Source organism: Actibacterium naphthalenivorans (assembly GCF_014196965.1).
GTDB classification, from domain to species: Bacteria; Pseudomonadota; Alphaproteobacteria; order Rhodobacterales; family Rhodobacteraceae; genus Actibacterium_A; species Actibacterium_A naphthalenivorans.
In genome coordinates this window covers 141,387-166,641 of record NZ_JACIEQ010000004.1, presented here as the reverse complement: position 1 = coordinate 166,641, position 25,255 = coordinate 141,387, and the positions used below count along the sequence as shown (strand labels likewise).

General features: G+C 66.0%; 24 protein-coding genes and 1 tRNA gene. 15 read left to right on the top strand and 10 right to left on the bottom strand.

All coding sequences use genetic code 11. From position 1 onward, the window contains the following. Nucleotides 1–10 precede the first annotated feature (10 nt). Nucleotides 11–748 carry a cytochrome c biogenesis CcdA family protein gene (locus GGR17_RS14560; protein ID WP_054539263.1) on the bottom strand — a complete coding sequence of 246 codons (738 nt, stop codon included), beginning with the start codon at nucleotides 746–748 and terminating at the stop codon, nucleotides 11–13. A 69-nt stretch (nucleotides 749–817) separates the two neighbouring features. Between GGR17_RS14560 and GGR17_RS14555 the strand changes: the two genes are divergently transcribed. The 3 genes from GGR17_RS14555 (at nucleotide 818) to GGR17_RS14545 (ending at nucleotide 2,833) form a co-directional block, all read left to right on the top strand. After that, nucleotides 818–1,207, top strand: a complete 390-nt coding sequence (locus GGR17_RS14555) for a hypothetical protein (protein ID WP_235213598.1) — start codon at nucleotides 818–820, stop codon at nucleotides 1,205–1,207. A 242-nt stretch (nucleotides 1,208–1,449) separates the two neighbouring features. Continuing rightward, nucleotides 1,450–1,737 (top strand): ArsR/SmtB family transcription factor, encoded by a 288-nt coding sequence (locus GGR17_RS14550; protein WP_037208673.1) that lies wholly within the window; start codon nucleotides 1,450–1,452, stop codon nucleotides 1,735–1,737. A gap of 49 nt (nucleotides 1,738–1,786) precedes the next feature. After that, complete coding sequence (locus GGR17_RS14545; RefSeq protein ID WP_054539264.1) at nucleotides 1,787–2,833, top strand: YeeE/YedE family protein; 1,047 nt, start codon at nucleotides 1,787–1,789, stop codon at nucleotides 2,831–2,833. Between the two features lie 17 nt (nucleotides 2,834–2,850). Here GGR17_RS14545 and GGR17_RS14540 read toward each other — a convergent pair whose 3' ends face one another. From GGR17_RS14540 to GGR17_RS14515, 6 genes are all read right to left on the bottom strand, one after another. Continuing rightward, nucleotides 2,851–4,140 (bottom strand): amidohydrolase family protein, encoded by a 1,290-nt coding sequence (locus tag GGR17_RS14540; protein WP_054539265.1) that lies wholly within the window; start codon nucleotides 4,138–4,140, stop codon nucleotides 2,851–2,853. Continuing rightward, nucleotides 4,140–5,084, bottom strand: a complete 945-nt coding sequence (locus GGR17_RS14535; protein ID WP_054539266.1) for an ABC transporter permease — start codon at nucleotides 5,082–5,084, stop codon at nucleotides 4,140–4,142. Before GGR17_RS14535 ends, GGR17_RS14540 begins: the two co-directional genes overlap by 1 nt. Before the next feature lie 3 nt (nucleotides 5,085–5,087). Next, nucleotides 5,088–6,137 carry an ABC transporter permease gene (locus GGR17_RS14530; protein WP_054539267.1) on the bottom strand — a complete coding sequence of 350 codons (1,050 nt, stop codon included), beginning with the start codon at nucleotides 6,135–6,137 and terminating at the stop codon, nucleotides 5,088–5,090. Next, nucleotides 6,127–7,677: an ABC transporter ATP-binding protein gene (locus GGR17_RS14525; protein ID WP_054539268.1), complete on the bottom strand. Its 1,551-nt coding sequence runs from the start codon at nucleotides 7,675–7,677 to the stop codon at nucleotides 6,127–6,129. Before GGR17_RS14525 ends, GGR17_RS14530 begins: the two co-directional genes overlap by 11 nt. Further along, nucleotides 7,678–8,709: a BMP family protein gene (locus GGR17_RS14520; protein WP_054539269.1), complete on the bottom strand. Its 1,032-nt coding sequence runs from the start codon at nucleotides 8,707–8,709 to the stop codon at nucleotides 7,678–7,680. 322 nt (nucleotides 8,710–9,031) lie between these two features. Beyond that, nucleotides 9,032–9,121, bottom strand: a tRNA-Ser gene (locus GGR17_RS14515). Nucleotides 9,122–9,339: 218 nt separating this feature from the next. On the opposite strand from GGR17_RS14515, the gene GGR17_RS14510 reads away from it, so the two are divergent. The 8 genes from GGR17_RS14510 (at nucleotide 9,340) to GGR17_RS14475 (ending at nucleotide 17,278) form a co-directional block, all read left to right on the top strand. Further along, nucleotides 9,340–10,188, top strand: a complete 849-nt coding sequence (locus GGR17_RS14510; RefSeq protein ID WP_054539270.1) for an SPOR domain-containing protein — start codon at nucleotides 9,340–9,342, stop codon at nucleotides 10,186–10,188. Between the two features lie 28 nt (nucleotides 10,189–10,216). Further along, nucleotides 10,217–11,377 (top strand): D-alanyl-D-alanine carboxypeptidase family protein, encoded by a 1,161-nt coding sequence (locus GGR17_RS14505; RefSeq protein ID WP_054539271.1) that lies wholly within the window; start codon nucleotides 10,217–10,219, stop codon nucleotides 11,375–11,377. Between the two features lie 2 nt (nucleotides 11,378–11,379). Continuing rightward, nucleotides 11,380–12,006 (top strand): dTMP kinase, encoded by a 627-nt coding sequence (tmk, locus tag GGR17_RS14500; RefSeq protein WP_054539272.1) that lies wholly within the window; start codon nucleotides 11,380–11,382, stop codon nucleotides 12,004–12,006. Next, nucleotides 12,003–13,139 carry a DNA polymerase III subunit delta' gene (locus tag GGR17_RS14495; protein WP_054539273.1) on the top strand — a complete coding sequence of 379 codons (1,137 nt, stop codon included), beginning with the start codon at nucleotides 12,003–12,005 and terminating at the stop codon, nucleotides 13,137–13,139. Before tmk ends, GGR17_RS14495 begins: the two co-directional genes overlap by 4 nt. Beyond that, a complete protein-coding gene (locus tag GGR17_RS14490; protein WP_054539274.1) occupies nucleotides 13,136–13,942 on the top strand; it encodes a TatD family hydrolase in 807 nt (268 codons plus the stop codon). The genes GGR17_RS14495 and GGR17_RS14490 overlap by 4 nt, the downstream gene beginning before the upstream one ends. Continuing rightward, the gene (locus GGR17_RS14485) at nucleotides 13,942–14,739 is read left to right on the top strand and encodes an MBL fold metallo-hydrolase (protein WP_054539275.1); all 798 of its coding nucleotides are present in this window, start codon (nucleotides 13,942–13,944) and stop codon (nucleotides 14,737–14,739) included. Before GGR17_RS14490 ends, GGR17_RS14485 begins: the two co-directional genes overlap by 1 nt. A 3-nt stretch (nucleotides 14,740–14,742) precedes the next feature. Further along, nucleotides 14,743–15,678, top strand: a complete 936-nt coding sequence (locus GGR17_RS14480) for an AEC family transporter (protein WP_054539276.1) — start codon at nucleotides 14,743–14,745, stop codon at nucleotides 15,676–15,678. 112 nt (nucleotides 15,679–15,790) lie between these two features. Next, nucleotides 15,791–17,278 carry a hypothetical protein gene (locus GGR17_RS14475; RefSeq protein ID WP_157445575.1) on the top strand — a complete coding sequence of 496 codons (1,488 nt, stop codon included), beginning with the start codon at nucleotides 15,791–15,793 and terminating at the stop codon, nucleotides 17,276–17,278. Here the strand turns inward: GGR17_RS14475 and GGR17_RS14470 are convergent. Beyond that, nucleotides 17,233–18,327, bottom strand: a complete 1,095-nt coding sequence (locus GGR17_RS14470) for a glycosyltransferase family 2 protein (RefSeq protein WP_162231823.1) — start codon at nucleotides 18,325–18,327, stop codon at nucleotides 17,233–17,235. The genes GGR17_RS14475 and GGR17_RS14470 overlap by 46 nt on opposite strands. 36 nt (nucleotides 18,328–18,363) lie before the next feature. Then, nucleotides 18,364–19,413 (bottom strand): UDP-glucose 4-epimerase GalE, encoded by a 1,050-nt coding sequence (gene galE / locus GGR17_RS14465; protein ID WP_054539279.1) that lies wholly within the window; start codon nucleotides 19,411–19,413, stop codon nucleotides 18,364–18,366. A 232-nt stretch (nucleotides 19,414–19,645) separates the two neighbouring features. On the opposite strand from galE, the gene GGR17_RS14460 reads away from it, so the two are divergent. Together GGR17_RS14460 and GGR17_RS14455 are read left to right on the top strand one after the other, a co-directional pair. Next, the gene (locus GGR17_RS14460) at nucleotides 19,646–20,734 is read left to right on the top strand and encodes a polysaccharide deacetylase family protein (RefSeq protein WP_054539280.1); all 1,089 of its coding nucleotides are present in this window, start codon (nucleotides 19,646–19,648) and stop codon (nucleotides 20,732–20,734) included. Nucleotides 20,735–20,766: 32 nt separating this feature from the next. Beyond that, entirely contained in the window at nucleotides 20,767–21,810 is a 1,044-nt protein-coding gene (locus GGR17_RS14455) for a glycosyltransferase family 2 protein (protein WP_054539281.1), read from the top strand. Here the strand turns inward: GGR17_RS14455 and GGR17_RS14450 are convergent. Beyond that, nucleotides 21,807–23,570, bottom strand: a complete 1,764-nt coding sequence (locus tag GGR17_RS14450) for an ABC transporter ATP-binding protein (RefSeq protein ID WP_054539282.1) — start codon at nucleotides 23,568–23,570, stop codon at nucleotides 21,807–21,809. The two genes, GGR17_RS14455 and GGR17_RS14450, sit on opposite strands and share 4 nt — an antisense overlap. Nucleotides 23,571–23,772: 202 nt before the next feature. Here GGR17_RS14450 and GGR17_RS14445 point away from each other — a divergent pair, with 202 nt between their 5' ends. Both GGR17_RS14445 and GGR17_RS14440 read left to right on the top strand, forming a co-directional pair. Continuing rightward, on the top strand, nucleotides 23,773–24,495 hold the full coding sequence (locus GGR17_RS14445) for an alpha/beta fold hydrolase (protein WP_157445576.1): 723 nt from the start codon (nucleotides 23,773–23,775) through the stop codon (nucleotides 24,493–24,495). Nucleotides 24,496–24,579: 84 nt separating this feature from the next. Then, nucleotides 24,580–25,185 (top strand): TetR/AcrR family transcriptional regulator, encoded by a 606-nt coding sequence (locus GGR17_RS14440; protein WP_054539284.1) that lies wholly within the window; start codon nucleotides 24,580–24,582, stop codon nucleotides 25,183–25,185. Nucleotides 25,186–25,255 lie beyond the last annotated feature (70 nt).

Here is a 25,255-nt window from a genome sequence, read left to right as displayed (position 1 = left end):
TCTCCCTCACTTACCCGATGGTCGAAAACCACGGGACATGTTCGATCATGAACTGGGCGATATAGGATACGGCGTTGGTGGCGATCAGAATCCCGAACAGGATCAGCATAACCCCCATCGCCTTTTCCACATAGCCCATGTATTTTCGGTTGCGCTGCGCCCAGCCCAGAAACGGCCGGGCAAACAGCGCCGCCACGATGAACGGCGCGGTCATCGACAGCCCGTAGACAAGCAGCAGCAATCCGCCGCGCCAGATGTCGCCCATGCCGCTGGCCACCATCAGGATCGCCGCCAGCGCCGGGCCCACGCAGGGCGTCCAGCCAAAGCCGAAGGCCAGCCCCATCAGATAGGCGCCCAGAACGGTGGTGGGCTCCGCCTTGCTTTCGATCCGCGCCTCCCGGTACAGGAAAGGGATGCGCATGACGCCCAGAAAATGCAGGCCGAACACGATCAGCATCGCGGCGGCCACATAAGACAGCGGCTCTTTCCACGCGATGAACGCCTGGCCAAGTGCGGTCGCCCCCATCCCCAGCAGCACGAAGATCGAGGTCACGCCAAGCGCGAAGAACACCGCCGAGAGCACCAGCCGCCGCTGCGCGCCCGGCGCGATCGTATCGTCGCTGCGCAGCTCGGCCATTGAAATGCCGGCCATGTAGCACAGATAGAACGGCACGATCGGCAGGATGCAGGGCGACAGGAAAGACAGGATTCCCGCCAGGGCCGCCGCACCAAAGGAAATATCAAGCACCGCGGACCCTCCCTTGTTCCGGACGCTAAAACACATTATGTTTTTTAGATCTATCTGGAAAGAGCTATGATGCGAATTCTCTCACTGGCCTGCGCCGCTGCGATGGCGCTTGCGGCTGCCACCGTGCCGGCCCGCGCCGACCTTCGTCTTCTGATGGTCGAACAGCAGGGCTGCGCCTATTGCATCATGTGGGAAAAGCAGATCGGCCCGATCTACCCCAAAACCTCCGAAGGTCGCGCCGCGCCGCTGCGCAAGGAAAGCCTGCGCGCCCTGCCCGACGATATCACCCTGCGCTCCAAGCCGCAGTTCACGCCAACCTTCATCCTGCTGCGCGACGGGGTCGAGCTTCGGCGCATCGAAGGCTATCCGGGAGAGGATTTCTTTTGGGGGCTTCTGGGCAAGATGCTGGAAAACCAGCCGGAGTGGACTGCCCAATTAAACGGCGATGCCGAAGGCTAACCGCATTAAATCGGTGCGCCACAGTCACAATTTCGTTGCTTAAAACAAAGGCTACTTCGCAGATTAACGAATTCCATGCTAAGCGAAAATGAAATCCCGCCCGGCCAAGGGCACGCAAGACCAGAGGACGGGGCCCAAAAGCGCCCCATAGAACGAACATGACCGACGCAATTCACACATTCGACCTTGATGTCCGGGACGCGGCAGGGGATGGCGAAGACGCATCCGTCGTCGCCAATGACATGGTCACCAAGGCCGAGGCGGCATCAAGCTTTCTCAAGGCGCTGTCGCATGAAGGGCGGCTGATGATCCTGTGCCACCTGTCCACCGGCGAAAAGACCGTGACCGAGCTGGAGCGCCTGTTGTCGTCGCGCCAGGCTGCCGTCAGCCAGCAACTCGCGCGGCTGCGGCTGGAGGGGCTCGTCGCCCATCGCCGCGATGGCAAGGCGATCTTCTATTCGCTGGCCGACGATCGCGCGCGGCGCACGATCGAACTCGTCTACGACATGTTCTGCAAGACACCGGACTGAAACCGGGCGGCCGGGTCGCAACGACCGACCCGTCCGCGGGAGGGGACGCATGGGCATGCTACCGATTGGCGCCCTCGCCGCGCTGATTGGCCTGATGACCGGAATGGTTCTAGGGCTGGCCGCGCGGCTGGGCGAATTCTGCACATTGGGCGCCATCGAAAGCGCGATCTATGGCGATGACCAGCGGCGCCTGCGCCTGTGGGGCATCGTGCTGGGCACTGCCATCTTCAGCACCTTCCTGCTGGCCGATGCGGGGCTGATCGACATCGAGGCCACGATCTATCACGCCATCGCCTGGAACCCGCTGGCCAGTATCATAGGCGGCGCGGTTTTCGGATATGGCATGGCGCTGGCCGGCAACTGCGGCTTCGGCGCGCTGGCGCGGTTCGGCGGCGGCGATCTGCGCGCCTTTGTCGTTGTCGTGGTCATGGCGATCAGCGGCTACGTCACGCTGAACGGGCCGCTGGCCAATCTGCGCATTCTGGCCTTTCCGCAGCACCCGGCCGACGCGCCACAAGGATATGCGCATCTGGTGGCGGCCCAGCTTGGCCTGCCGCCGCTGGCCTTCGCCACGATCGTCGCGGCGGCGCTGACGGTCTGGGCCCTGTCCTATGCCCCGCTGCGCCGGGCACACCACCGCATCGGCTGGGGCGTGGCTGCCGGCCTGTCGATCAGCCTTGCGCTCTGGGGCACCAGCACGCTGAACGCAATGAGCTTTGGCGCTGTGCCCGTCGAGGGCCACAGCTTTACCGCGCCGCTCGGCCGCGCGCTCTTGTGGCTGATGACGGCGTCCTCGGGCGGGCTGGGCTTTGCCGTCGGCTCCGTCGCCGGGGTGCTGGCCGGCGCGTTCATCGGATCCTCGATCAAGGGCCACTTCCGCTGGGAAGCCTGCGAAGACCCGCGCGAGCTGGGCCGGCAGGTGTCGGGCGCGGCGCTGATGGGCGTCGGCGGTATCGTCGCCATGGGCTGTTCGGTCGGCCAGGGGCTGACCGGCTTTGCCACGCTGGCCTATTCGGCACCGGTGACGCTGGCCGCGATCTATTTCGGCGCGCTCTACGGCCTGCGCCGCCTGATCCAGGGGTATCAGCCGGACTGACGCCGCCGTTCCCGGCGCTACGCCCGCGCGCCCGTATGGGCCGGGTGCCGCCGGCGCACGGATGCGGGCCGCCCCGGCAGTGACAGCCGCGCGTCGTTCTTGGCCCTGCTGGCGATCACCTGCCCGCCGGCGATCACGCAAAGCCTGTCGGGCCGCAGCCGCAGCGCCTCGATCGGGTTGCCCGCGTCCAGCACCACAAGCGACGCCTTCGCACCGACGCGCAGCCCGTAGTCGGACAGGCCCATGATCCTCGCATTGCTCGTGGTTACCATCTCGAAGCACTGGCGCATCTCTTCGGGGCTGGTCATCTGTGCCACATGCAACCCCATGAAGGCCACATCCAGCATATCCGCCGTGCCCATGCTGTACCACGGGTCCATGACGCAATCCTGCCCGAAGCCCACCGTGATCCCCATCGCCAGCATCTCCTTGACGCGGGTCAGGCCCCGGCGCTTGGGAAAGCTGTCGTGGCGCCCCTGAAGCACGATATTGATCAGCGGGTTGGGAATGGCGGCGATACCGGCCTCCTGCATCAGCGGCAGCAGTTTCGAGACATAGTAATTGTCCATCGAATGCATCGACGTCAGATGCGAGCCTGCAACGCGCCCCTGCAGGCCCAGCCTTTGCGCCTCATAGGCCAGCGTTTCGATGTGGCGCGACAGGGGATCGTCGGTCTCGTCGCAATGCATATCGACCATCAGGCCGCGCTCTGCCGCGATCTCGCACAGCTGCGTCACCGAGGCGGCGCCATCGGCCATGGTGCGTTCGAAATGCGGAATGCCGCCCACGACCTCGACCCCCATGTCCAGCGCGCGGATCGTGTTGGCCAGTGCCGTCGGGTCGCGGTAAAGGCCATCCTGCGGAAAGGCCACCAACTGCAGGTCGATGTAACCCGAGACCTGCTTTCTGACCTCAAGCAGGGCCTGAACCCCCAGCAGCCGGTCGTCGCAGGTATCGACATGGCTGCGAATGGCCAGCAATCCCATCGACGCGGCCCAGTCGCAATAGGCCAGCGCGCGGTCGCGGACCTGTTCGAAGGTCATCTCGTCCTTCAGCTCGCCCCACAGGCCGATCCCTTCCAGCAACGTGCCGGAGGCGTTGATCCTCGGGGTGCCATAGGAAAGGGTCGCATCCATATGGAAATGCGGATCCACGAACGGCGGGCAGACCAGATCGCCCGTTGCCTCTATGATCCGGCCGGCCTCGGCCTCGATCGTGCCGATCGCGGTGATCTTTCCGGCCTCGATCCCGATATCGGCGACACGCCCGTCCGGCAGGCTGCCGCCCTTGACGATCAGATCGAACATCAGCGCTCTCCCTTGTTGAACGGCACCATCAGGGCCGCCGGCACCTGCGCCCGCCGCGACATGACGACAAGCGCCAGGATCGACAGAAGATAGGGCATCATCAGGAATATCTGATAGGGCAGATCGGCGCCCAGTGGCGTTTGCTGCACACGAACCTGCAGCGCGTCGAAGGCGGCGAACAGGATCGCGCCGATCAGCGTCTTGCCCGGCCGCCACGATCCGAAGACCACAAGCGCAATGCAGATCCAGCCGCGCCCGTTCACCATTTCGAAGAAGAACGAGTTGAAGGCCGACATGGTCAGAAACGCGCCGCCCAGCGCCATGAGCCCGCTGCCCGCCATCACCGCGCCGATGCGGATCGCCCCGACCGAAAGGCCCTGGGCGGCCACCGCCGCCGGATTCTCGCCCGCCGCGCGCAGCGCCAGGCCCAGCGGGGTGCGGTACAGGATCACCGAAACCGCAATCACCAGACCGAAGGCCAGATAGGTCAGCGGGGTCTGGCTGAACACCGCCGGCCCGAGCACCGGAATATCCGACAGAACCGGAACCGGCAGCGGCTGGAACGCCTCGATCTTGGGGGGCGAGGTGACTTCGGGCAAGGCCAGCCGGTAGCTGAAATAGGTCAGCGCGGTCGCCAGCATGGTGATGCCAAGCCCGACCACATGCTGCGACAGGCCGAACGGCACCGTCAGCACAGCGTGCAGCAGCCCGAACAGCATGCCCGCCAGCATCGCCACCCCGACCCCGGCCCAAAGGCCGCCGCCGGAATAGACGGTCATCCAGCCGGCAAAGGCCCCCACCACCATGATGCCTTCGATCCCGAGGTTCAGCACCCCGGCCCGCTCGCAGATCAGCTCGCCCAGCGCGGCGAAGATCAGCGGGCTGGCGATGCGGATCGCGGCGGCCCAGAAACTGGCGGACAGAAGGATGTCAACGATATCCACGGCCTACGCCCACCGGACCCGGAACCGGGTCAGCATCAGCGCCAGCACCATGAGCAGCAGGGCCGTGGCCAGCATGATATCGGCCAGATAGGTCGGCACGCCCACCGCGCGGCTCATGCTGTCGGCCCCGACGAACACCCCGGCGACAAACAGTGCCGCCACCACGACGCCGAAGGGGTTGAGCAGCGCCAGCATCGCCACGATGATGCCGGTATAGCCAAAGCCGGGGGAAATATCCAAGGTCAGGCTTCCCTTGAGACCCGCCACTTCGGAAAACCCGGCAAGCGCGGCCAGCCCCCCCGACAGCAGCGCCGTCTTGATCAGAACCGGGCCGACGGGGATGCCCGCGAATTTCGCGGCGGCCCGGTTCAACCCGACGGCGCGCATCTCGTACCCCAGCGTGGTGCGGGCCTGCACCAGCCAGATCACCGCCGCCGCGATCAGCGCCAGCCCGAAGCCCCAGTGCAGGCGCAGCCCCTCGACGATGCGCGGCAGCCGCGCCTCGGGGATCAGGCGCGCGGATTTGGGCCAGCCCATCCCCATCGGATCCTTCAGCGGGCCTTCCAGCAGCATCGACACCCACAAGAGCACCACGAAATTCAGCAGCAGTGTCGTTACCACCTCATCCACCCCGAACCGGGTCTTCAGGACGGTCGGCACCAGCAGCACAATGGCTCCCGCCAGCATCGCCGCCGATGCGATCGACGGCAGCAACAGGCCCGAGGGCCAGGCCAGCGCCCCGGTTCCCAGCGTCGCCGTAACCACCGCCCCCGCGTAAAGCTGCGCCTCGGCGCCGATGTTCCAGAGCCGGGCGCGAAAGGCCACCGCCACCGCAAGCCCGGTGAAGATCAGCGGCGTGGCCCGGTTGAGCGTTTCCAGTAGCGCGAATTTCGATCCGAAGGCACCCTGCAGGATCAGCCCCAGAACCGAAAGCGGCGGCGCCCCCGCGACCATCGCCAGCAGCGAGGCGATGGCGACCGTGGCCGCCAGCGCCAATGCCGGCAGGCCGATGGTGCGGATCAGAGTCGGTTGCGCGACCGGTTCAAGCCGCATCGGAGTCGCCCTCGCCAAACCCGTGACCCGCCAGCCAGACGCCCAGCTCTGCCGTGGTCTTGCTGCCGCGCTCGAACCCCGGCGAAAGCCGCCCTTCCGAAATCACGTGAATCACATCCGACAAGGCCATGATCTCATCCAGGTCTTCCGAAATCAGCAACACCCCTGCCCCGCGACCACGCGCCGCCAAAAGCTGTTCATGCACATATGTCAGCGCCCCGATATCAAGCCCGCGCACCGGCTGATTGGCCAGAATGACATCCGGCACCGTCTCGAGCACGCGGCCCAGAATCAGCTTTTGCATGTTTCCGCCCGACAGCAGCCGGATACGCGTCTCCGGCCCGGGGCAGCGCACGTCGTAGGCATCGATGATCCGGCGCGCGAAGGCCCGCGCCGCGCCCCGGTTCAGCCAGCCCCTGCGGCTGAAGGGTGGCTGCCCGTAGAGTTCCAGCACCGCGTTTTCGGTCAGGTTGAAATCGGGGATCGTGCCGGTTTTGTGCCGGTCCTCGGGGATGCGCGCGATCCCGCCCGCCACCGCCGCGCGCGGCGACCAGCGGCCGGGCACGGCACCGTCGCGCCGCAGCACACCCCGCGCCGGCGTGATCAGGCCGCCCAGAACATCGAACAGCGCCGCCTGGCCGTTGCCCGACACCCCGGCCAGCCCGACGATCTGCCCGCCCCGGATCTTCAGATGCACCGATTTCAGCCCCGGCGCGGCGCCCCGGTCAGGGGTGCTGACATTCTCCAGCTCGATCAGAACCCGGCCCACCGGCGCGGCCTGCACGGCGGGCGGGTCGATCCGCGCGCCGACCATCAGCTCGGCCAGGGTGTACTTGTCGGTCGCGGCGGTTTCGGTTTCCGCCACCAGCCTGCCATGGCGCAGCACCACCACCCTGTCTGACACCGCCATCACCTCGTGCAGCTTGTGCGAGATGAAGATCACCGACAGCCCCAGTGCCACGGCCTTGCGCAGCGTGGCGAACAGATCGTCGGTTTCCTGCGGCGTCAGAACAGCGGTCGGCTCATCCAGGATCAGGATGCGCGCATCGCGATAGAGCGCCTTGAGGATCTCTACCCGCTGCCGCTCGCCCACCGTCAGACTGCCGACAAGCGCGTCGGGATCGACGCTCAGCCCGTAGGCCCCCACCAGTTCGAGAATGCGCTGGCGCGCGCCGGCCCGGTTGAACCCGGCCTTCCACAGCGGCTGCGTGCCCAGCACGATGTTTTCCAGCACCGTCATGTTGTCGGCCAGCGTGAAGTGCTGATGCACCATCCCCACGCCCGCCGTCAGCGCCGCGCGCGGATTGCCCGGCGGCAGCGTCTTGCCGAACACGGCCACAGACCCGCTGTCGGCCGTGTACTGGCCAAACAGGATGTTCATCAATGTGGTCTTGCCCGCGCCGTTCTCGCCCAGAAGGGCGATCACCTCGCCTTCGCGCAGATCAAAGCTGATCGCGTCATTCGCGGTCAGCGCGCCGAAGGTCTTGGTGATGCGGTCAAGGCGCAGGACAACCGGCGCCTTGTGTGCAGTCCCCGCCACTCAGGAAGACTTCGGTTCTTCATCGTTGATTTCGACAGAGAAGGTCCCGGCCCGGATCGCGGCTTCCCGCTCGGCCACCAGCGCCAGCGCCGCCTCGGGCACCTTGCCCTCGAACGTGCCCAGCGGCGCGAGCGAACTGCCGCCCTCGGCCATGAAGGAATAGACGCCGTAATCGGCGGCCTTGAACGTGCCCGCCTTCACCTCGGCGATGGCGTGATCCAGCGTCGGTTCGAAATGCCAGATCGCCGAGGCCACGACCGTTTCGGGATAATCGGCCTGGGTGTCGATCACGTTGCCGATGGCCAGCACATTCCGTTCCTGCGCCGCGTCCGACACGCCGAAGCGCTCGGCATAGAGCACATCCGCGCCCTGCTCGATCATCGCGAAGGCGGTTTCCTTGGCCTTGGGCGGATCGAACCAACTGCCGATGAAGCTGACCTGGAACGTGATCTCGGGGTTCATCTCATGCGCGCCGGCCATGAACGCGTTCATCAGGCGGTTCACCTCGGGGATCGGAAAGCCGCCGACCATGCCGATGTTGCCGGTTTTCGTCATCGCCCCGGCGATGATGCCCGACAGATAGGCCGCGTCCTGGATGTAATTGTCGAAGACCGCCAGATTGGCGAGCGCCGGGTCTTCCTTGAAGCTGGAACCCAGCAGGAACGCGATGTCGGGGTAATCGGCGGCGACTTCGCGGGCTTCCTGCTCGGCGCCGAAAATCTCGCCGATGATCAGTTGATAGCCCTTCTCGGCGTATTCGCGCATGACGCGGGCGTAATCGGTGTTGCTGACGTTTTCGGTAAACGCGTAGTCGATGTCGCCGCGCGCCTGCGCCGTTTCGGCCGCCTTGTGAATGCGGCTGACCCATTGCTGCTCGACCGGAACGGTATAGATGCCCGCCACTTTCACGGGCTCGGCCGCCACCGCGACGCCCGCGCCGAGTGTCGAAACCGCGACCAGCGCGACGCTTGTCGCCAGAAGCCCGCGACGCGTCAGCCCGCGCCCGTGCCGAACTTTACGTTGATTTTCCATATTTTTTTCCACCCCTCTGCAAATCACGCTTTACCGTTTGATTAAATTTTAAGGCTGTCAAGAAATGTCGTGACGCGTGGCGCGGCTTTTCTTTTCCTGAACAAGAATTGTGCAGCTCATGTCTGACGAACGCCTGCCTGGCGCCCTGGCACGGCGGGGGCAGGCCCCACTCCGGGCGGTGAAGGCGACGCACGCCCGAGAGTCCCGCGCGGCGGACATTTCCCTGCACAGGGGGCAAGAGCCGCGATGCCGGACCTTGCCGCATCCCAGCACTCAATCGACCGCGAAGGGCGGATCGCACACTGCTGACGATAATCGGATGTGGCGGAGGGAGGGGGATTCGAACCCCCGGAAGGCGCAAACCTTCAACGGTTTTCAAGACCGCCGCATTCGACCACTCTGCCACCCCTCCGACGGCATCCCGGCTTAGCCCGGCCCGTGCGATTCTGAAAGCCCGCAGAATGGCCGTTTTTTGCCGCCGCCGCCCCGCCCCGCCCTTTCCTTGAAGCGCCGGTGACGTTATGATGTGGCACGGCGCAAAATAACAGCAACGCGTCAACGGGCAGACAGGCGGTCGGACGAACAGGCCGCAGGCGCGGCGGAGCGGTCGTGCGCGAACAGGGGCAAGGCATGATTTCCAAGGGTTTGTTTAAGGTTTCGCTTTCACTATGCGTGGCCGTCGCGCTGGCCGGATGCGAAGAAGGCGGGCTGTTCCCGCCCTCGGGCAAATCCGGCGACACCCCGACGGCATCCACCGCCACTAGGCTGGTCGAGCGCGATGTCGAGGCACCCGATGTGTTTCAGGCCAATGAAAACGGCCTGTGGGACGGGCGCCCCTCGCTGGGCGGCATCTGGGTGGCCTATCCCGGCGTCACCGACCCGGAGCGGGTGATCATCCGCAATGAAACCAACGGCAAATTCGTGATCGGCGCGCTGTTCCGGCGCGAACGGGAAAATCCCGGGCCGAAGCTGATGATCTCTTCCGATGCGGCTTCGGCGCTGGGAATGCTGGCCGGGCAGCCGACATTGCTGAACGTGACCGCGCTGCGCAAGGAAGAGGTGCCGCTGAACCCGCCCGCCCCCGAACCGACGGCCGCGCTTGACGCCCCCGAACCCATCGAAGCCGAACCGCTGGCCCCGCTGGCGGCGGCTGCCGCCGCGCTGGACGAGGCTGAAACCGGGGCGCCCGCGGCCGATATCGCGCCCGAGCCTCCGATAGCGGCCGCTGCCCCGAAACCCTCGGCGCTGGAAAAACCCTTCATCCAGATCGGCATCTTCGGGGTCGAGGAAAACGCCACCGGCACCGGCAACCTGTTGCGTGACAGCGGGATCGTGCCCACGGTGCTGATGCAGGAAAGCAGCGGCAAGACCTTCTGGCGCGTCCTCATCGGCCCTGTCGGCACCAGCGCCGAGCGCGCGGCGCTTTTGAAAAACGTAAAAGAGCTTGGCTTTACGGACGCGTATTTCGTGACCAACTAAAGCCTCTGACACCATAGCGGACGAACCGATGCGACGCATATACATCACGCTTCTGGCCTTGCTGGCCGCCCTGCCCCTTGCCTCTGCCGCGCGCGCCTCGTTCGAAACGCGCGCAACCGCGGCCTATGTGCTGGACCAGACCACCGGCACGGTGCTGCTGAGCAAGAATGCCGAAACGCCGCTGCCGCCGGCGTCGATGTCCAAGCTGATGACGCTGAACATGCTGTTCGAAGCGCTGCGCGACGGGCGGGTGACGATGGACACGCAGTTTTCCGTGTCGACGAACGCCATGAACATGGGCGGCTCGACCATGTTCCTGAACGACCGTGACCGCCCGACCGTGCGCGACCTCATTCGGGGCATCATCGTGCAATCGGGCAATGACGCCTGCGTGGTGGTGGCCGAGGGGCTGGCCGGAACCGAAGACGGGTTCGCCCGGCTGATGAACGAACGCGCCCGCGCGCTGGGGATGGAAAACTCAACCTTCGCCAATGCCTCGGGCTGGCCCAACCCCGGCCACCGGATGAGCATGAAGGACCTGGCCATTCTGGCGAACCGGCTGATCACCGAATTCCCCGAATATTACGGTTTCTTCGGCGAGGCGGAATATGAATTTGACGGCCGCGCGCCGCAGAACCGGTTCAACCGCAACCCGCTTTTGAAAATGGGCATCGGCGCCGATGGCATGAAGACCGGCCACACCCAGGAGGCCGGATATGGCCTTGTCGGCTCTGCCCAGCAGGGGCCGCGCCGGGTGATCGTGGTGATATCCGGGCTCAATTCCGAAGCCGAGCGCGCGCAAGAGGCCGAGCGGCTGATCAACTGGGCATTCCGGCAGTTCGTGCAGAAAACCGTGGTCGAAAAAGGCACCCGCCTGGCCGAGGCGCGGGTCTGGCTGGGGGCCGCGCCGCGTGTCGGCCTTGTGGCCGCCGACGATATAGAACTGGTCGTGCCCGCCGTGCTTCAGGGCGGGATCAACGCCGAAATCGCCTTCGAAACCCCGATCGAAGCGCCGATCGCGGCGGGCCAGGAGATCGGCGAACTGGTCATCAACCTGCCCGACATGGAGGAGGTGCGCGTGCCGCTGGTGGCCGCGACAGCCGTGGCCAGGGGCGGTTTCCTGCCCCGTCTGCGCACCGCCGCGCAGGTACTGTTCCGCAAGATGACGGCAGAGGCGCAAGGCCTCTGAGCATGGCGGCGCAGGGCGTGTTCATCACCTTCGAGGGTATCGACGGGTCCGGCAAATCCACCCAGGCGCGGCGGCTGGCCGACCATCTGCGCGCCATCGGTCGCGACGTGGTTCTGACGCGGGAGCCGGGCGGCTCTCCGGGCGCCGAGGAGATCCGCCGTCTGGTGCTGGAAGGCGACCCCGACCGGTGGTCGGCGGAAACCGAGATATTGCTGTTCACAGCGGCCCGCCGCGACCATCTGGAAAAGACAATCGCCCCGGCGCTGGCCGCCGGCAAGGCCGTCATCTGCGACCGTTTCGCGGATTCCACCCGGCTCTATCAGGGCATCACCCGCGGCGATCTGCGCGGGGTGGTCGATCAGCTTCACGCGCTGATGATCGGGCGCGAGCCCGACCTGACCTTCATCATCGACATGGACCCCGCGCTTGGCCTGGCCCGCGCCAAGGGGCGCAACGGCGCCGAGGAACGGTTCGAGGATTTCGGCGAGGCGCTGCAGCAAAAGATGCGCGCCGGGTTTCTGGATCTGGCCCGGGAATTCGCGGATCGCTGTGTCGTCGTGGATGGCAACCGGGGCATTGACGCAGTGGCCGCCGATGTCGCGCGGCTTGCCGACGGGCGCCTGGGATGAGCGACGACATCCCCGAAGCCGACCGCGTCGAGGGTGCGCCGCATCCGCGCGAAACGCTGGCCCTGCTGGGGCAGAGCGCCGCCGAGGCCGGGTTTCTGGAAGCATTCAACACCGGGCGCATGCATCACGGCTGGCTGATCACCGGCCCGCGCGGGGTGGGCAAGGCGACGCTGGCCTGGCGCATCGCGCGGTTCCTGCTGGCCCGGCCGGCAGAGGAGGACGGCGGGCTTTTCGGCGCGCCGCCGCCGCCCGGCACGCTCGACATCGCACCGGATCATCCGGTCGCCCGCCAGGTGGCGGCGATGTCGGCCCCCGGCCTTTTCCTGCTGCGCCGCGCGTGGGACGACAAGAAAAAGGGCCTGAAAACCGTCATCACCGTCGATGAGCTGCGCCGGCTGAAGGGGTTCTTTTCGCTCTCTGCCTCCGACGGTGGCCGGCGCGTGGTGATCGTGGACGCGGCCGACGAGATGAATGTGAACGCCGCCAACGCGCTGCTGAAACTGCTCGAGGAGCCGCCCGAAAAGGCCACGCTTCTGCTGATCTCGCATCAGCCCTCGCGCCTGTTGCCCACCATCCGCTCGCGCTGCCGCGAGCTGCGGCTTGCCACGCTGGGCGCCGACGATATGGCCGAGGCGCTTCTGGCCGCCGGGGCGCAGGTGAACGACGCGGGGACGCTGGCCGCCCTTTCCGGAGGCTCGGTGGGCGAGGCGATCCGGCTGACCAACCTGGACGGGCTGGCGCTTTATTCCGAGATCGTGGCGCTCTTTGCCACCCTGCCCCGGCTCGACCGGCCCCGCGCCCTGAAGCTGGCCGACAGCGCCGCCGGCAAGGCCAGCGCGGCCCGGTTCGATCTGATGCTGCGCCTGTTCGATCTGTTCCTGTCGCGGCTGGCGCGCAGCGGCGTCACCGGCCCGCCGGCGCAACAGGCCGCGCCGGGCGAGGCCGAGATGATGGCGCGGCTCTGCCCCGATGCCCATGCCGCGCGGGTCTGGGCCGAAACCGCCGAAACGCTGGGCACGCGCGCGCGCCATGGCCGCGCGGTGAACCTTGACCCCGCCGCGCTGATCCTTGATACGGTTCTGAGGATTGACGATACGGCGGCAACCCTTGCCGCCCGGCAGGCGAGCGCATGACCAGCACCCCAGAGATTACCGACAGCCATTGCCATCTGGACTTTCCCGATTTCGCCGACGAACTGCCACAGGTCATCGACCGGGCGCTGGCCGCCGGGGTGACGCGGATGGTGACGATCTGCACCAAGCTGCGGCTTGAACCGCAGGTCCGCGCCATCGCCGAGGCCCACGCGCCTGTCTTCTTCGCCGCCGGCACCCATCCCATGAGCGCGGCGGAAGAGCCGATGGCCACGGTCGAGGAACTGATCACGCTGGCCCGCCACCCGAAATTCGTGGGTATCGGCGAAACCGGGCTGGATTACCACTACAGCGCCGAAAGCGCCGATGCGCAGAAGCAAAGCCTGCGCGTGCATATCGAGGCCGCGCGCCAGACCGGCCTGCCCCTGATCATCCACGCCCGCGCCGCCGACAAGGACATGGCCCGCATTCTGGCCGAAGAACACAGCGCCGGCGCCTATTCCTGCGTCATGCACTGCTTTTCGTCGAGCGCCGAGCTGGCGCAGGCGGCGCTTGATCTGGGGTTCTACCTGTCGATGTCCGGCATCTCCGCCTTTCCCAAATCGGCAGAGCTGCGCGACATTTTCGCCGCCGCCCCGGTCAGCCGCATTCTGGTGGAAACCGATGCGCCCTATCTTGCCCCGCCGCCGCATCGGGGCAAACGCAACGAGCCTGCCTATACCCGCCACACCGCCCATGTCGGGGCGCAGCTGTTCGACATGGACTATGCCGATTTCGCCGCCCAGACCCAGACCAACTTTGACCGGCTGTTCCGCAAGGCCGCCGCATGGGAGGAAGACGTCTGATGGCGCGGATGCATTTCACCATTCTGGGCTGCGGCTCTTCCGGCGGGGTGCCACGGCTGGGCGGGCACTGGGGCGATTGCGACCCGGACAACCCGAAGAACCAGCGCCTGCGCTGCTCGCTTCTGGTCGAGCGCGAGGATGAGGGCGCCGTCACCCGCGTGCTGATCGACACCACACCCGACATGCGCACCCAGCTTCTGAACGCCGGGATCGGAGAGCTGGACGCCGTCGTCTATACCCATGCCCATGCCGATCACGTGCACGGGCTGGACGATCTGCGCCAGATCGTCTTCAACACCGGGGCGCGGCTGCCGGTCTGGGCCGACGGCCCCACCCAGGACGCGCTTTATTCCCGCTTCGGCTATGCCTTCACCCAGCCCGAAGGCTCTCCCTATCCCGCCATCCTTGAAATGCACACGGTCCGGGGCGACGTCGTGATCACCGGCGCCGGCGGCACGATCACCCTGACCCCGTTCCGCGTCAACCACGGCACGACCGACGCGCTTGGCTTCCGGGTGCTGGATGTCGCCTATGTGCCCGACGTGGCCGAGATGTACCCCGAAGGCTGGCCCGCGCTGGAAGGGCTGGACCTGCTCATCCTCGACGCACTGCGCCGCACGCCCCACCCCACGCATCTGCATCTGGACAAGGCGCTGGAGTGGATCGCGCGCACGGCCCCGCGCCGGGCGGTGCTGACCAACATGCATATCGATCTGGATTACGAAAAGGTCGCGGCCGAAACGCCCGAACACGTCACCCCGGCGTATGACGGGCTGACCATCAGCTTTGATCTTTAGCCGATGGAAGCGCTGATCCAGGTCATCCTTCCGGTTTTCCTGGTCCTCGGGTTCGGCTATGCCGCCGCATGGCGCGGCATGATAACCGATGAAGGCGTGGACGGGCTGATGAGATTCGCCCAGAACTTCGCCATCCCCTGCCTGCTGTTCCGCGCGATCTCGACCCTCGATCTGGATCAGCACTTCGATATCCGCCTGCTGCTCAGCTTCTACACCGGGGCGAGCACCGGTTTTCTCGCCGGGCTGCTCGGCGCGCGCTATCTGTTCAAGCGCAGCTGGGAAGACAGCGTCGCCATCGGCTTTGTCGGGCTGTTCTCCAACTCGCTGCTGCTGGGCCTGCCGATCACCGAGCGCGCCTATGGCCCCGACGCGCTGGAACCCAACTATGCGATCATCGCGATACATTCGCCGTTCTGCTATACTCTGGGCATCACGGTGATGGAGATCGTGCGCAACCGTGGCACCGGGCGCGGGCTTGCCGGCACTGCGGGCTCGGTGCTGAAGGCGATATTTTCAAATGCACTGGTCATCGGAATCGTCCTTGGCTTTACGGTGAACCTCACCGGGCTGCCTGTGCCCGGCGTTCTGAAAGACGCGATTGACTTGATGATCCGCGCCGCCCTGCCCGCTGCCCTGTTCGGCCTTGGCGGCGTGCTGTTCCGCTATCGCCCCGAGGGGGATCTGAAAACCATCGCCTTTGTCTGTGCGGTGTCTCTCGTGCTACATCCGGCCGTCGTCTGGCTCATGGGCACCGCGCTGTCGCTGCCCACGGGGCAGTTTCGCTCTGCCATCCTGACGGCGGCGATGGCGCCGGGCGTGAATGCCTATCTCTTCGCCAACATGTACGGCGCGGCGCGGCGGGTCGCGGCCTCTGCGGTGCTTGTCGGCACGCTGTCATCCATCTTCACCGTCTGGGTCTGGCTGGCGCTGCTGCCCTGAGAACCGGCCGGGGCGGATCTGCCCCCTTGGCGAAGCCCCTGCGGGCCTGTAGCGTTTCCTCATTGCCGCGAAACACCACCCGTAATCATATTTCAGCCGGGCCGGAGACACCATGAGAAACGCAATTTCACCCCGGCTTTACAATAGCTTGTGGTACGCGGCCGCGCTGGCCGCCTGCCTTGTGATGTGGGCGGTGAACCGCGCGCCGCTGGCCTATGTGGACACGGGCGCCTATTTCGCCCAGGGCGCGGCCTCGGCCGATGCGCTGGGGCTGGATTTTCGGCGTGACACGGCCGGCGCCGAGGGCGGGGGCGCGTCCGGCTCGGGGCAGAACGACGATGTCGTCACCGGCAGCCGCTCGGCCACCTACGCGCTGTTCCTGACGCTTGCCACCCGCGCGCTTGGCGCGGGCGCGGCCCCTGTGCTGCAATCGGCGCTGCTGGTCCTGGCCGTGTTTCTGACGTTCCGCGTGGCGTCCCGCACAGCGCCCGGGGCCCCGCAAACCGTGCCAAAAACCGCGCCGGCCACCGCCCTTGCCATCGGCGCCGCCTGCCTTGGCTCCGCCGCTTTCTACACCGTCTATCTGATGCCCGACATCTTCACCCCGATCATGATCCTGTGCCTCTCGGCGCTGACCCTCTTTGCCGGGGTCATGCGGTGGTGGGAAATGCTGCTGAGCGTTTTGCTGGCCGCCTGGGCCGTCACCACCCACCCGTCGCACCTTCTGATCGCGGGGCTGGCAGTGCCTGCCGCGATCCTCGTGGCGCTGGCCATCCGGCCCCGGCGCGGATGGCTGGGCATCGCCCTTGTCGGCCTCGTCGCGGTGGCCGGTCTGGCCGAGCGCGCCGCGTTCAAGACGGTTGTCGAAACCGTTCAGCATGCCGAGGTGGTGTATCAGCCGTTCCTGACCGTGCGCTTCATCGTCGACGGCCCGGGGATGGACAGGCTGGCCGATGTCTGCCCGTCCGACACGCTGGCCACATGCGATCTCTACGCCACGCTCGAGGATCACCCGGAACGGATCGACGCCAGCCAGATCATGTTCGGCAAATCCGACGAACTGGGTTCTTTCGCGCTGCTGGACGGCGAGACGCAAAAGCGCATCGCCTATGAACAATCCGCCTTCGTCTCTGATGTGATCCGGACCCATCCGGTGGGTGTGGCGCTGGCGGTTCTGGGCAATATGGTCGAACAGCTTGAAACCGTCAGCATCGTCATGACCCTGCCGATCGACAACACGCTGGAGCTTATGGCCGCGATGACCGACGAGTTGCCGCAGGTCCTGTGGCAGTCGCGCCTGACACAGGTGCCGCCCTGGCTGGACGAGGTCGAGGCGTGGCACCGCATCCTCTATCGCCTCAGCGCGGTTCTGGTTCTGGCCCTGATGGTGATGCCCCACGCCGGGCCACCGGCGCGGATACGCGGTTTCGTGGCGATGGTTCTGCTGGGGGTGCTGGCCAATGCGCTGGTCTGCGGCGGCATTTCCCAACCGGCGGAGCGCTATGGGGCGCGGGTGATCTTTCTGCTGCCGATGATGCTTGTTGTGCTGCTGGCCTATATGCCCTTCTGGCGGCGCGAACAGGTGCCGGTGGCCGGCTGAGGGATCGCCTCGCGCCGCGCCGCATCGGCGGCGTCGAGCCTGCGCCGGTGCCACGATGTCAGCAGCATATGGCCATGCCACGGCGCGCGCACCGGATCGGCCTGCAGGAAATCGGTGCCGACCTCCGGATCGCGCTGCGGGCCGATGCCAAGCGCCGCGCACAGCTTCCACCGGGCGATCAGCGCCAGCGTCAGCAGCGTGTAGAGCGGCTGCCGCTTCAATACGCACCACAACAGCGCCCGCGCGCCCGCCACATCGCCACCATGCAGCATGTGCAGCACATAGCCGACCGTCCGCGCCCGCCCCAGCCGGAACACCCAGCCCGGCACATCGGGGTCCATCTCTTCGATCAGGTCCAGCGCCCGCAGGTTCGAGCGTGCCGCCCGCTTGTGGCCCAGCGACATGTTATGCGGATGCATCCGGTAACCCACCAGCGCCTCGGGGCAGCAGCCGGCCGGGCCGATGGTGGAAAGCTGAAGCTGCAACAACAGATCCTCCGCCCCTTCGATCCCCCAGCCGCGCAGCCGCGGATCATGCCCGCCAAACCGCCGCGCAAGCTCTGTCGGGATCATGATGCTGCTGACATTGCTGAAGAAATTGGTCGCGATCTGGCGGCAGAGCGTATGGCCGGACACATCCGTCAGGGTGCGGAAATTGGGCAGGATCCGGTCGTCCGTGTCGATCAGCCGATAGCCGGTGTAGACAAAGCTTGGCGGCTCGGGCGCATTCGCGAATACCGCGAGCTGCTTTTCGATCTTGGTCGGGTGCCACAGATCGTCGGCATCCAGCCAGGCGGTATATTCGCCCGACGCCTGCGCCAGGGCCAGGTTCCGCGCCGCCGCCACGCCCGCGTTCTGCTGGCGCAGCACGATGACGCGCTTGTCGCGGCAGGCCGCCCTTTCGGCCAGCAGGGGCGTGCTGTCGGTAGACCCGTCATCGACGACGAAGATCTCTAGGTTGCGGTGGGTCTGATCAAACACGCTCTGCAATGTCCGGCCCAGCGTCGCCCGGGCATTATATGCCGGGATGATCACAGTGACACGCGTCACGTTGTACAATCCATGCTGCCCGCCCCCGTCAGAGCCTCAGGCCTGCTGCCCGGCGGTTTCCGCAGCCTCCGGCTCCGACAGAAGCGTCGCCCGGTCCCAGTCGATCGCGGTTTTGAGGATCAAGCCGAGATCATCGAACCGTGGTGTCCAGCGTAACGCCTTCCACAACGCCTGAACATCCGCGACCACACTCGGAGAGTCGCCGGGCCGGCGCGGGCCAACGGCAACGTCGAACGGTCGATCGGCCAGCGGCAACGCGCGGTCGATCACATCCCGCACCGAAAACCCGCGCCCGTAGCCGCAGTTCAGCGTCATGCTCTGCCCGCCATGCAGAAGATGGGTCACCGCGGCGACATGGGCATCGGCCAGATCCGACACATGGATGTAGTCGCGCACGCAGGTGCCGTCGGGTGTGTCGTAATCCTCGCCGTTGATCACGAGGCTGGTGCGTCGCCCGACGGCCGCCTCCGACACGGCCTTTATCAGATGCGAGGCGTCCTTGCGCGGCCCCGCCCGCCCGCAGGGATCGGCGCCCGCGACGTTGAAATAACGGAAAATGACATGCCGCAGATCCGACGCCGCGCAAAGATCCCGCAACACCCATTCGGCGGCCAGTTTCGACCGCCCGTAGGGCGACATCGGCAGCGTCGGCGTGTTCTCCACCACCGGCGCGGAACCGGTATCGCCGTAAACCGCCGCAGTCGAGGAAAACACCACCGCCTTTATGCCCATGGCCAAGGCGGATTTAAAGAATGTACCAGCATTACAAAGGTTTGCCTGATAATATTCAACCGGCTTCTGAACCGATTCATCCACCCTGATCAGCCCGGCGAAATGCACGGCGGCATCTATGTTCATCTGCCGCATGATCAGCGGCAATGCGGGATCGGTGCAGTCGATCTGAATGAAATCCAACCCCTGCGGCACCGCGCGCTGCTTTCCCACCGACAGGTTGTCTATGCCGATCACCTGCCACCCGGCATCCAGAAAGGCGAGCGCGGTGTGGCTGCCGATATACCCGGCGACGCCAGTGATCAGGACAGTACGCGGCGAGGTAGACCAGGAATTACGGTCGATCTCCAACATGAAAAACTCATCCTTCAATCACAGACGATAGTGCCCCAAGGCAATCAGGATGGCGAATCGGACCCTGTGTAAAGAAGAACAATTCGCCTAATACATGTAGATTACATTGGTAATTTATTGACCACATTGATCTTTCTCAAGAAACAAGATTAGCTGTCAAAACATTGTCAGTCGGGGCTTATGCCCCTCAAATCATATGGAACGCCGCCCCGGCACGGCAGGAATTTCGAGCATGACGGACGCCAACGCCACCTCAGGCAAACACCCGCCCGATCACGGAAAACCCGGTGACCTGAAGACGTTACTGATTGCCCGGGCCCGCCGCGCGCGGCGGTTTCCGACACGGCTGCGCGCCGCTACCGCGCCGCATGGGATCGTGCTGCTCTATCACCGTATCGCCGAACCCTCCGCCGATCCCTGGGATCTGTCGGTCTCGCCCGAGAATTTCGCTCAACAGCTCGAGGTCCTGCGCCGATTCGGCGCCTGCAAGACCTTCACCGACCTGGCCGATACCCTGGCTGGCCCCGCCCCGCCCAAACGCTCGGTCGCCGTCACCTTCGACGATGGCTATCTCGACAATATGGCCGCCGGCCTGCCCGCGCTGAAGGCCGCCGGGGTGCCTGCCACCATCTTCGTCGCCACCGGCACGATCGGCGCGGCGCGGGAGTTCTGGTGGGATGCGCTGGTGCGTATTTTCCTGACGGGCGCCCCGCTGCCACCGACCCTGACGCTCGACATCGGCGGCGCGCGCCGGGAATGGGCCATCCCCGATGCGCCCGCGCAATCCTATGACGCGTGGAAGATGCCCCGCCGCCCCCCGCGCGATCCGCGGCTTCTGGCCTTTACCGAGGTGTGGCGGGCGCTGCTGATGGCGGACAATGACGACAGCATGCGCGCGATCGACGCGCTGGCCGCCTGGGCCGGGCTGCCGCCGCTGGGCGATCCGGCCGATCACCCCATGAACCGGGCAGAGCTGGACGAACTCGCCGCCTGTGACCTGATCGAGATCGGGGCGCATACGGTCTGGCATCCGCCGCTGGACATGATCCCGCCCGATCAGGCCGCCCGCGAAATCACCCAGAGCCGCGCCGATCTGGAAGGCTGGCTGGGCCGGCCCGTCACCAGCTTTGCCTATCCCTTCGGCAAGTATGACCGCAACGTGCTGGAGCACACGCAGGCAGCCGGTCTGCGCTGCGCCTGCACCGTCTACGAAGACATCGCGACCACCAGGTCAGACCCGTTCCAGATCCCGCGCATCCATGTGAAAAACTGGCCCGGAGACATGTTCGAAGCCATGCTCAGAGAGTTCACGGGCCCCTGAGACAACCCAACGCCACCTTCCGGGACAGCAAAATGACGAGTGAGACGACTTCCGTAACGACCGCACCCGGCGATGCGCCGAAGGTTTCAGGCATCATCATCTTCCTCAATGGCGAGGCCTATCTGGCAGAGGCCATCGAAAGCGTTCTGTCGCAGACCATGACCGACTGGGAACTGATCCTGGTCGACGACGGGTCCACCGACGGCGCCACCGCGATCGCGCAGCGCTATGCCGCCGCCCACCCCGGCCGCATCATCTATACCGAGCATCCGGGCCACGAAAATCGCGGCATGAGCGCCTCGCGCAATGCCGGGCTGCATCTGGCGCGCGGCGAATTTATCGCCTTTCTCGATGCCGACGATATCTGGTTGCCGGAGCGGCTCGCGGTGCATACCCGCATCCTGGCGGAGCACCCGGATGTGTCCATGGTCATGGGGCCGACGCTGCTATGGTCGAACTGGAACAGCGAAAACCTGCCGCGCCGCCGTCCCTGGCTGGCCTCCGACATCCAGACGGAGCTGGGCCTGCCGGTCGGCCAGGTGCTGGAGCCGCCGATCGTCGCCATCGGCTTTCTCGAAAACCACGGCGGCAACGTGCCAGGTATCTGCAGCCTGCTTGTCCGGCGCGAGGATCTGCTGGCGGTCGGCGGGTTCGAGGCTTCGTTCCGCACGCTTTACGAAGATCAGGTGTTCTTCTTCAAGATGACCCTTCATTACCGGGTGATCACCACCGATCAGGTGCTCGACTATTACCGCCAGCACCCGGATTCAGCCTGCCATCAGGCCGGTGGGTCGGCGGGCGACGCGGCCATGCGCCCGGTCTTTCTGGAATGGTTGCAGGACTACATGATCAAGAACGGCTTCACCAGCCGCCGGCTGTGGCGCGCCTTCCGGGCCGAGATGTTCCGCTTCGACAGGCCGCGCCTGTGGCGGCTGCTGAATATCCCCACTGCCCTGACCGACCGGGTGAACATGCGTATCCGGCGCCTCGTGATCTTCCTGCTGACGCCGAGGTTCTACAATTATCTGCGGCGCCGGTTCCGGCTTGGCGTGGTGGATATCGAAGACGTGCACTAAGCGCGCGCCGCCTCTCGCGCGCGGCCGTTCTCGACGAAAACCGTGTGATCGGCGTCGATGCTCGGGGTGCTGCGATGGCTGACCACAAGGATCGTGCGCCCGCGCATCATTTCGGCGATGCGCCGGCGGATCCGGTCTTCGCGCGCCGGTTCGATCGCGCTCATCGCCTCATCCAGAATCAGGAATTCCGGGTCGCGCAACAGCGCCCGCGCCAGCCCGATCCGCTGCCGCTGCCCGCCCGAAAAGTTCAGGCCGCCCGCACCGATCCGCGCGTCGAACCCGTCGGGCAGACATTCGATATCATCCAGAATCTCGACCATTTCGCAGACCGCGCGGATCTCCTCGATGGTCGCGTCATGGGCGGCAAGGCGGATGTTCTGCTCCACCGTGCCCTCGATCAGCTCCACATCCTGCCCGGCAATCGCAAGCCGCGACAGCCAGCTTGCCCGCGTGAAATCGTTCAGATCGGCGCCATCGACCAGTATCCGCCCTGAATCTGGCTCGTAGAGCCGCAGCAACAGGTTCATGACCGTCGTCTTGCCCGATCCGCTGGGCCCCGACAGGGCCGTCGTCTCGCCCCGCCGGATCGTGAAGCTCGCATCACCCAGGCTGGGCCCGCGCCGCGGATCGTGGAAGAAGTTCACATTCTCGAACCGCACCTCGCGTGCCAGGCCCGGAAAGGTCAGCGTGCCCTCGGTCGGCCAGGGCTTGTCGGAGCGGTCGAGCATCTCGCGCACGTTTCGCAACGAGGCCTGCATCTCGGCCAGCGCCATGCGGTGGGTCTCGATCTCCTGCAGATGCGGCTGCAACCGGAACAGCAGCAGAACCGCCGCCACGATCGTCGGCACATCGACCCCGGCCGCCTTGGCCACCAGCGCGATGATGATCAGGGTGGAAATGCTGCCCAGCTCGCCCAGCGGGCCGATCAGAGCCTTGATCCGCTCTGTCCGCACCGCCAGCCGGCGCACTCGCGACGACGCGCTGCCGAACACCCGCAGCACATAGCTCTCCTGCGCGAATACCCGCAAGGTGCGCATCCCGGTCAGGCTGACCAGCATCCGCTCCGCCAGGATCTGGTTGGCCTCCAGCGTTTCCTGGCCCAGCCGCCGGACCGGGCGCGCCAGCAGCCGCAGCAGCGCGAACACCGCCACGGCGCAGACCAGCGCCGTCAGCCCCACCACCCATGACAGGGCGAAAATGCCCAGCCCGAACACCAGAACGGCGCACATGTTCACCACGATCCGCGCGATCGAGAAAAACGCGCCTGACACCGTCCATGTTTCCGTCGCCAGCGTATGGATCAGCTCGCCATGTTCACGCTGCTGCAGGAACCGGTAGCCCACCGTCACATATTGCCGGTGCACCATGTCGCGCAAGCGCTCGGCCACGAGGTTCAGCATGGTCGCGGCCATGAGCTGATAGGCATAGATCAGCAGGGCGTTGAACAGGATCAGCATGAAGAACACCACGGCGATCAGCGAGGCCGACGCGCCGAAAACGTTCTGGATCGCGCCGTAAAGCCGCGCCAGAAGGCCGCCGCCCTCCATGATCTGGGCGCTCTGATCCAGCAGCGCGAACAGCAGCATGACCGCCAGACCGATGCCCAGCGTCTCGGCCAGCGCGGCGCCAAGGCCGAGCACGACCATCAGCAGCGCCGCCCATTTCTGTTCGGTGAAATAGGCCGCCAGCCGGGCGGTTTCGCGCAGCGGCGTGGCGGGTCTGGCCCGAGCCTCCCCGGATGTTGAATGCGCGCCTGTCACATCACCCCCCGTTTTCCGTCACTCTCTACAGATACCGCCCGACTGTCGCCTGCACAGATTGCCGCGCAAGCGCGCTGATGCGGAATTTTCAAAGGATGCGCCGGCCTGTCTCCTGGCCGCAACAGGGGCACGGGCGGTTTGGCTTGACTTTGCCGGGCCGAACGATGACTTCAAGGCGCATGAGCCGACAACCGAGGCAAACATGGCGCGCCTGATCCTTGTACATGGCGCCTGGAGCTGCGCCCGAAGCTGGGGGGCGGTGGGGCCGCTTCTGGCCGCGCGCGGGCATGAGGTTGCAGTGCCCGACCTGCCCGGCCACGGCGCCGATCCAACCGCGCCCGAAAGCGTGAGCCTGGCGGATTACGCCCGCGCGGTTGCCGCGCTGCTGCCAGAGGGGCCGCCCGCGGTTCTGATCGGCCATTCCATGGCCGGCATGGTCATCTCGGCGGTGGCCGAGGCGATGCCGGAGCGCGTGGCGCATCTGATCTATCTGGCCGCGTTCCTGCCGCGTGACGGCGACAGCCTGCTGTCGCTGAAAAAGCGCGAGGGTCCGACCATCGGCGCGGCGGTGATCCCCGGCCCGGTGAAAGGCACCACCCGGCTGGCCCCCGAGCTTGCGGCGGATTACCTGTTTCACGATGCCACGCCCGCACAGCGCGCCGAAGGCCTGCGCCATCTGGGGCCCCAGTCCAACGCGGCACAGACCGATCCGGTGCATCTGACCGCCGCGCGCGTCGGCTCGGTGCCCAAATCCTATATCCTCTGCGCATCGGATCGCACCATCACGCCCGCGCTGCAAAAGACCATGGCCACCGAAACCGCCTGCGCGGCGGTTCACACGCTGCCGACCGGGCATTTCCCGCAGCTGACCGCGGCCCCCGAGCTGGCAGAGCTTCTGAACAGGATCATTTCACAGGCTGCGTGACCGGCCCCGCCGCCGGAAAACTCAACCGTTGACGCATGGGAAACTGCATGCCACGCTTGAACCACGTTCAGGACGGAGGCAGCCATGGCCCGCAACCCCAATCCGAAACGCGATGCCCTGCGGGCCAGGCTTCTGGATATCGCCGAGGCCGAGATCGCCCGTGGCGGCATCGTCGCCCTGCGCGCCCGCGATCTGGCGCAGGAGGCGGGCTGCGCGCTGGGGGCGATCTATACGGTCTTTGGTGATCTGGGCGATATCGCGGTCGAGGTGAACCGCCGCACCATGGTGCATATGACCGCGCAGATGGCCCGCGCCGTCGAAGGGCTGGCGGAAGAGGCGCCCACCGATGTTCTGATTACCCTGTCCCACGCCTATCTGGCCTATGCCGAAACCGAGGCCCCGCGCTGGAGCACGCTGTTTTCCATCGGGCTTTCGCCGGGGGAAGACACGCCGGGGTTTCACGATGCGATGGCCCCGCTGATCGCGCTTTACGCCGGCCCGCTGGCCCGGCTTTCGCCGGTCAACACCGACCGCACCAATATTGAAAACGCCCGCATCCTGTTCGCCACGGTCCACGGGCTGGTCGCGCTGGGGCGCGAGCCGCGCCTTTCGGTGATCGACCGGCGCGAACTCGACCGCGCGATCGCCCGCGTGGTGGCGGTGCTGACCGACCGCAAGGAACTGCTGTAGACAGCCCCCGATACTAGCGCCTTCCCAGGAACCGGCCACCCGAATGATCTGATCCCGGATGGATTTGCGC